The organism is uncultured Thiodictyon sp., from assembly GCF_903946935.1.
Lineage (GTDB): Bacteria > Pseudomonadota > Gammaproteobacteria > Chromatiales > Chromatiaceae > Thiodictyon.
The window spans coordinates 1-5798 of sequence record NZ_CAJAXH010000051.1 but is presented as its reverse complement, the minus strand read 5'-3'; the positions used below and the strand labels follow the sequence as shown (position 1 = coordinate 5798).

Sequence of the window (5798 nt, the reverse complement as noted above, 5' to 3'; positions counted from 1 at the left end):
TGGTGTTTTAGTCGGCTTCAGACGATACCGCCTGCGTCCCGCTGCCGCCAACTCTACGTTGACCTTACGCACCCGCGCCGGACACCTAACCAGGCCATTCATGCGGGTTTCCATCAGGCCAAAAATGGCCAAAGTCGAGATAGACACGTCGATCTGTCGTCACCACCAGGGCGGTTTCCAATCCGACATCGGTGGGCTTGACGATCACGTGTGGGATCGCCTTTTCGTCGGTCCCGGCAAGGGCCGACTCGACCGTCCACCGGCCGGTGTCGCCCAGGTTGATCGCCGTAATCCGCTCGCCCTGTTGCAGCGAAATGTCGCAGAGTTGAAGGACGGCGCACACGATGCTCGGTTGCTGCATCCCGAGCTTGAAAATGATCACGCCGTTCTTGGCTGTGAAGTTCACGCTGTCAGGGTTTCCGGCTTGCCACGCATCGGCTAGCGCCAAGGCCTCCTCTTCCTGCGGCGTCAGGATCGGATCGGGACCGGAGAACAGCACATCATCGGCGCGTGGCACTGGCGGCACACAGCGCCCCTCGCGCATCACCCCGGTGCAGGTGTCCATCGCGTCCGCCGGCGTCGGAGTGCCTAATGTGCCTGGCGGCCGGTCCCGCGCAGTCCCGTCGGCAGGGGCCGCCAGGGCCGCCGCCCCCAGCCCCAGCAGGCACCCGCCGGTTAGCATCGCAAACCTGTTCATCGCCTTATCCCCCAAACTCAATTCTGCCGCGACCACGAAAAGTCACGCACGTAGATCCCGAGCGGATTGTTCCGAATTTGCTCTTCGGTCGCATCCGGTCGCGTCGCGACCGTATAAACCGTCACGAGCGCCCGCATCTTTACCGGCTCGCCCTGCTGTACGCCGTCGCGTCCGCGCGTGGTTTCCAGCCAGTCGACTTGCCAGGTGTCGGGGGTTTGCGGCAGGACGCTGGTAATGTCGGTCGTGACCATTTCCTTCGCCGCTCGCAGAAACGGGCTGGCGTCTTCGCTGCCGTTAAGCCATTGGGTCATCTTCGCCATCGCCGGGTCCTTCGGCGACAGCAGCGCGTAGTTGCGCAGGATGGCTTTGCGCTGGAGTGCGACATCCAGCGTCACCAGCCTGGCGTTAGCGACGAACTCAGCGACGGTGGCGTGCAGTACCCGCTCGTCCACCGGTGCGGCGCGTTGCGCGGGCGCTACCGCAAGGGCCTGGCCGAGCTTGTCGACTTCCAGCACGTAAGGCACGTATTGAGATTGACTGCCGAAATAAATCACGCCCCCAACCGCGGCCAGGGCGATCAGCAGCGACAGAATCGCGACCAGTTGCCACGCTTGCCGTGCGTCGATAATGGACCCTTCGCGCTCATTCCAGATGCGGCGGGCGTTGAGGTAGGGGTTGTCCGTGCCGGCGGCCCGCGCTGGTGACGGGGACAGTTCGTCAGGGTCCGCCGCTTCGCGTTCCATGCCGGAGCCTGGATCGGCGAGTCGGCGCCGTCCGCGAAGCCAACTGAAATTCACTATCATCGCGCTACCTCATAATCAGCAAGATTCAGACCGCGGCTTTCTAGCCAGTAATCGACCCAGGCGGGACCGTGTTGCTCCTCAAGGCCACGGATAATTGACACCGATTCCTTATCGGACGCACCGACGAACGCGAGCGTCAAGGGGCCAAGCGCTAAATTGAATAAGCGGCGGCCATTGTCCGACACGTAATAGTAATCCCGCTTTGGCACGGCGGATGCCAGAATTTCGAGTTCACGGCTATTCAATCCCATGCGTCGATAGAGGGCCGCCGCGTCATCTTCACGCGCGGCAGGATTCGGCAAGTAGATTCGAGTCGCCGTCGATTCCACAATCACATCAAGAATCCCTGAGTTGACAGCATCGGAGAGACTTTGCGTGGCCATCAGTACCAGGCAATTGGCCTTACGCAAGACCTTCAACCATTCGCGTATCTTCGCTCGAAACGCAGCATGACCAAGCATCAACCAGGCCTCATCAAGGATGATGACGGACGGCTGACCGGTGAGGCTGCATTCAATGCGCCGAAATAGATAGAGTAGGGTGGGAAGCGCATACTTTTCGCCGAGATTCATCAAGTCTTCAATCTCGAAAACGGTAAAGTCATTCAGCGCCAGGCCGTCGGTGCTCGCATCAAGGAGGGTGCCCATGGGTCCATCAATGGTGTACGGTTTGATGGCGTTACGGATCGCTTCATCCTGAATCGTGATGGAGAACTCGGAAAGCGTCCGCGAACCGCTATCGTGCATCGACGTGATAGCTGCATCGATTTCATTGCGTTGATCGGGTGTCGTGTTGACCCCGTTGAGCCGTAGGATGGTATCAATCCACTCGTTGGCCCAGGCCCGATCGCCTTTCGAGTCGAGGTACTGCAACGGACAAAATGACAGGGTGTTATCGTCGGACGCCACCGTATAATGCTGGCCGCCGACCGCTTTGGTGAGCGGATACATCGACATGCCTTTGTCAAAGGCGTAGATCGACATTCCAGGGTAGCGCCGGAGTTGGGCGGCAATGAGGGCCACAAACGTGGATTTGCCGGCGCCGGTCGGGCCGAAGAGGAAGGTGTGACCGACATCGCGCACATGGAGGTTGAGCCGAAATGGTGTAGCCCCGCTGGTCACGCACTGAAGCAAGGCCGGCGCGTTCGGCGGATACAGCGGACAGGGCGCGTGGTCGAGTCCGGTCCAGGTCGTACTGGTTGGCAGCAGGTCCGCCATATTCAATGTGTTGAGCAATGGGCGGCGAATGTTTTCCACACCGTGCCCTGACAGGCTGCCGAGGTAAGCGTCCATTGTATTAATGGTTTCGATGCGTGCGGCGAACCCGAGCCGATTGACGGCCTTCTCGACGACCCGCGCCGACTGTTCCACCTGCTCTCGGTGTTCGCCCATGAGTACCACCACGCTGGTGTAATAGCCCTGCGCGACCCATCCCGTATTCACTTCGGAAATAGACGCTTCGGCCTCAGCGACCATATTGAGCGCGTCTTGATCGACACTCCCAGAGTTGGTGTTAAACACCTGAGACGTGAACCCACGGACTTTTTGTTTCCACTTTTTCCGATATTTCTCGAGATGTGCAACGGCTTCATGCGTGTCCATCAAGATAAGACGCGAGGACCACCGATACTCGCATGGCAATTCGCCGAGTACCGTCAACATCCCGGGCGTCGATTCGAGCGGAAATCCTTCGATGGCGACCACCTGAATGAAGTGGTGGCCGATTTTTGGCACGACCCCGCCGAATAGCTCTTGGCCACCCAACAACGCGTCCAAGTAAATCGGTGCGTTGGGCAGTTGGATCGGATGCCGCTGGCCGGTAATGCAGAAATGCAGCCACGCGAGCAATGCGTCGTGCGTGACCGTGGCGCCGCTCGCCGTGCGCTGGCGCTGGCCGCGTAGTCGCGTCAGATGGACGGCCGAAGACAGTCGATCTTCCAGCGATTGGCAATCGTGGTCGAAGGTCCTGATCAGCGCCTGGGTGCGGGATTTGTCGTCCGTGACCGCGGCATCGTCATCGAACATGAGCTCTTGGAACTTCGCTTGTGCCAGAAGCGGGGGAAAATAGGTCACGGCAAGCACGAAATGACCCTCAAACATGACGCCGAGGTGCTCGAACAGGCGCCGGCGTTCCTCATCGATCGCGGCGGATATCCGATCGGGAAACGCGCAGCGCTCCGGTGCCGGGTACGCCGTCGCCCGATGACGCACGGCGTCGACATGGATCATCCAGCCGCTGCCCAAGCTGGCCAGCGCCTGGTTGATGCGTACCGAGACCTGGTTGCGTTGGTCATCCGTCGCGCTCGCGTTGTCTTCACCACGATAGAGCCAGGCGGCCAGGAACGCGCCGTTTTTACACACGACAACGCCGTCTTTCACGATGGCGGCATAGTTGAGCAGGTCGGCGACTCCGGCCTGGGAAGAGCGATGGTGTTTCAATTGCTGCGACGTGCGCGTACGCAATATCATCGCCACCAGAACGCCGATAAGCGTGCTCCCAAGAGCGGCCACTAAGTAGGTTATAATAGATAGCGAACTCATTGATAGCCTCTGGTTTGGCTGGGCGGGTTATCGCGGAACGGTGTGCTGCGGGCCGGGTAATAGCGCTTATAACGGCGATGCCGTAGATACACCTCCCGCATTTGCGGGTCCGCTTTGGCCATCAGCCGAAATACATAGAGACTCGCAGACCACAAGACGACTCCGAAGATGGTGGCCCGCAGGTCTTGAGCGGAAAAGATCAGGGACCCGGCAATCACGCCGGCAAACATCGTCAGTTCGCGATCCCCACCCATAAATAGGGTGGTGCGATTGCCAGCCCGACGAATGGGGATCGCGCGTAAGGCCATGACTACACGAATCCCTTATAGGTGCTGGCGTCAACGACGCTACCAACTTCCGCGGCTGTCCCGAAGAAGGTGGTCATGATATTGGTCGCGCCGACCAACAGAGCCATGACCAAGACCAGGAAGATCAGGGTGCGAAAGAAGCCGTTCAGATCGCCGCCAAAAATCAAGACACCGCCGGCGATGACGAGTCCGATGATGCTGATCGCAAAGGCGACCGGGCCGGTAACGGAGGTACGCAAAGCAACCAGCCAGGGTTCATAAGGCAGGTCACCGCCGGTACTGCTGGCGGCGACGGCGTGATCCGGACTCAGCGCCAGGAACAGTAGTAGGGCGGCGCCGACATACAGGATTGGGGAGCGGGGTAGGGTAAGGGTGCTTATGGTCATAGGTAAGGCTCTTGGTTACAGGGCAGTGGTGACATAACGGCCATCCGTATACCCGGAAATGGCAAGTATTTCCTGGACACGACGGCCTTCGGGGGTACGGGCAATATGGACCACAATGTGAACCACATCGCCAATCAGGGGTTCGATAGGACGGGGGGCGTCGGGGTGCATACTGATCAGCATCGCCAGACGATCTAATCCGGCACGGGCACTATTGGCGTGCAAAGTCGCCGCGCCGCCCTCATGCCCGGTATTCCATGCCATCAAAAGATCCAGCGCTTCAGGTCCGCGCACCTCGCCCACCAGAATGCGATCCGGGCGCATTCTCAAGGTGGTTTTCAATAACAGCGTCATTGGCACTTCGAGCGATGTGTGGTACTGCACAAAATTCGTTGCAGCGCATTGGATTTCGCCGGTGTCTTCGATGATGACCACGCGCTCAGCGGGATCGCGCTCGACCATCCGATTGATGATCGCGTTGACGAGGGTGGTCTTCCCTGATCCAGTGCCGCCGATGACGAGGATGTTTCGATGTGCACCGATGGCGTCGCTGAGAATGGCGGCTTGCCCTGCTGTCATGATGCCAGCGGTCACATAATCGTCGATGGTGAAAATCGCGACGGCCTTTTTGCGAATCGCGAACGTGGGTGCTGTGACGACGGGAGGGACTTGCCCGGCGAAGCGCGAGCCGTCCAGCGGTAATTCGCCCTCTAAGATCGGCTTATGCCGCGTCACTTCCTTGCCGTGGTAGCCCGCGACGGTCTTGATGATGCAGCGCGGCCGGCGCCGATGGTCCCGATGCAACGCATCGGCTCGCCTAGGCGTTCCTGCCAAATGTTGCCATCCGCGTTACACAACACTTCGACTGTTTTCGGGTCTGCCAGCGCCGCGAGTAGCAGTGGGCCAAGGTCCCGTTCCAGCTTTGTCGATGGCTACCTAAACCCGCCTATAGTTGGTGAATGATGCGGGTAATCGCCAACGAGGGTGGTGAAGAGCGGTCGGGACGCTGGGGGACATAGGGGGGCTGGGAGCCAGGGGGAAGGGGGGGTGTATGGCCCCGCGGC

The 5798-nt window shown here is 59.8% G+C and carries 6 protein-coding genes; all 6 read right to left on the bottom strand.

Annotated elements, in window-relative coordinates:
• Positions 1–85 precede the first annotated feature (85 nt).
• The 6 genes from QZX93_RS05105 to trbB all read right to left on the bottom strand — a co-directional run bounded on the left by QZX93_RS05105 (position 86) and on the right by trbB (position 5538).
• Positions 86–565, bottom strand: a complete 480-nt coding sequence (locus tag QZX93_RS05105; protein ID WP_295392430.1) for a TrbG/VirB9 family P-type conjugative transfer protein — start codon at positions 563–565, stop codon at positions 86–88.
• 149 nt (positions 566–714) lie between these two features.
• On the bottom strand, positions 715–1440 hold the full coding sequence (locus QZX93_RS05100) for a VirB8/TrbF family protein (RefSeq protein ID WP_295392429.1): 726 nt from the start codon (positions 1438–1440) through the stop codon (positions 715–717).
• A 56-nt stretch (positions 1441–1496) separates the two neighbouring features.
• Positions 1497–4040: a VirB4 family type IV secretion/conjugal transfer ATPase gene (locus QZX93_RS05095; protein ID WP_295392428.1), complete on the bottom strand. Its 2544-nt coding sequence runs from the start codon at positions 4038–4040 to the stop codon at positions 1497–1499.
• Positions 4037–4348 (bottom strand): conjugal transfer protein TrbD, encoded by a 312-nt coding sequence (locus QZX93_RS05090; RefSeq protein ID WP_295392427.1) that lies wholly within the window; start codon positions 4346–4348, stop codon positions 4037–4039. The genes QZX93_RS05095 and QZX93_RS05090 overlap by 4 nt, the downstream gene beginning before the upstream one ends.
• Positions 4349–4350: 2 nt before the next feature.
• Positions 4351–4734: a conjugal transfer system pilin TrbC gene (gene trbC / locus QZX93_RS05085; RefSeq protein ID WP_295392425.1), complete on the bottom strand. Its 384-nt coding sequence runs from the start codon at positions 4732–4734 to the stop codon at positions 4351–4353.
• A 15-nt stretch (positions 4735–4749) separates the two neighbouring features.
• Complete coding sequence (gene trbB, locus QZX93_RS05080) at positions 4750–5538, bottom strand: P-type conjugative transfer ATPase TrbB (RefSeq protein WP_295392424.1); 789 nt, start codon at positions 5536–5538, stop codon at positions 4750–4752.
• Positions 5539–5798 lie beyond the last annotated feature (260 nt).

Coding starts and splice junctions, on each gene's coding strand:
- QZX93_RS05105 (WP_295392430.1), bottom strand. CDS start 565: ATGGACACCTGCACCGGGGTGATGCGCGAGGGGCGCTGTGTGCCGCCA.
- QZX93_RS05100 (WP_295392429.1), bottom strand. CDS start 1,440: ATGGAACGCGAAGCGGCGGACCCTGACGAACTGTCCCCGTCACCAGCG.
- QZX93_RS05095 (WP_295392428.1), bottom strand. CDS start 4,040: ATGAGTTCGCTATCTATTATAACCTACTTAGTGGCCGCTCTTGGGAGC.
- QZX93_RS05090 (WP_295392427.1), bottom strand. CDS start 4,348: ATGGCCTTACGCGCGATCCCCATTCGTCGGGCTGGCAATCGCACCACC.
- trbC (WP_295392425.1), bottom strand. CDS start 4,734: ATGACCATAAGCACCCTTACCCTACCCCGCTCCCCAATCCTGTATGTC.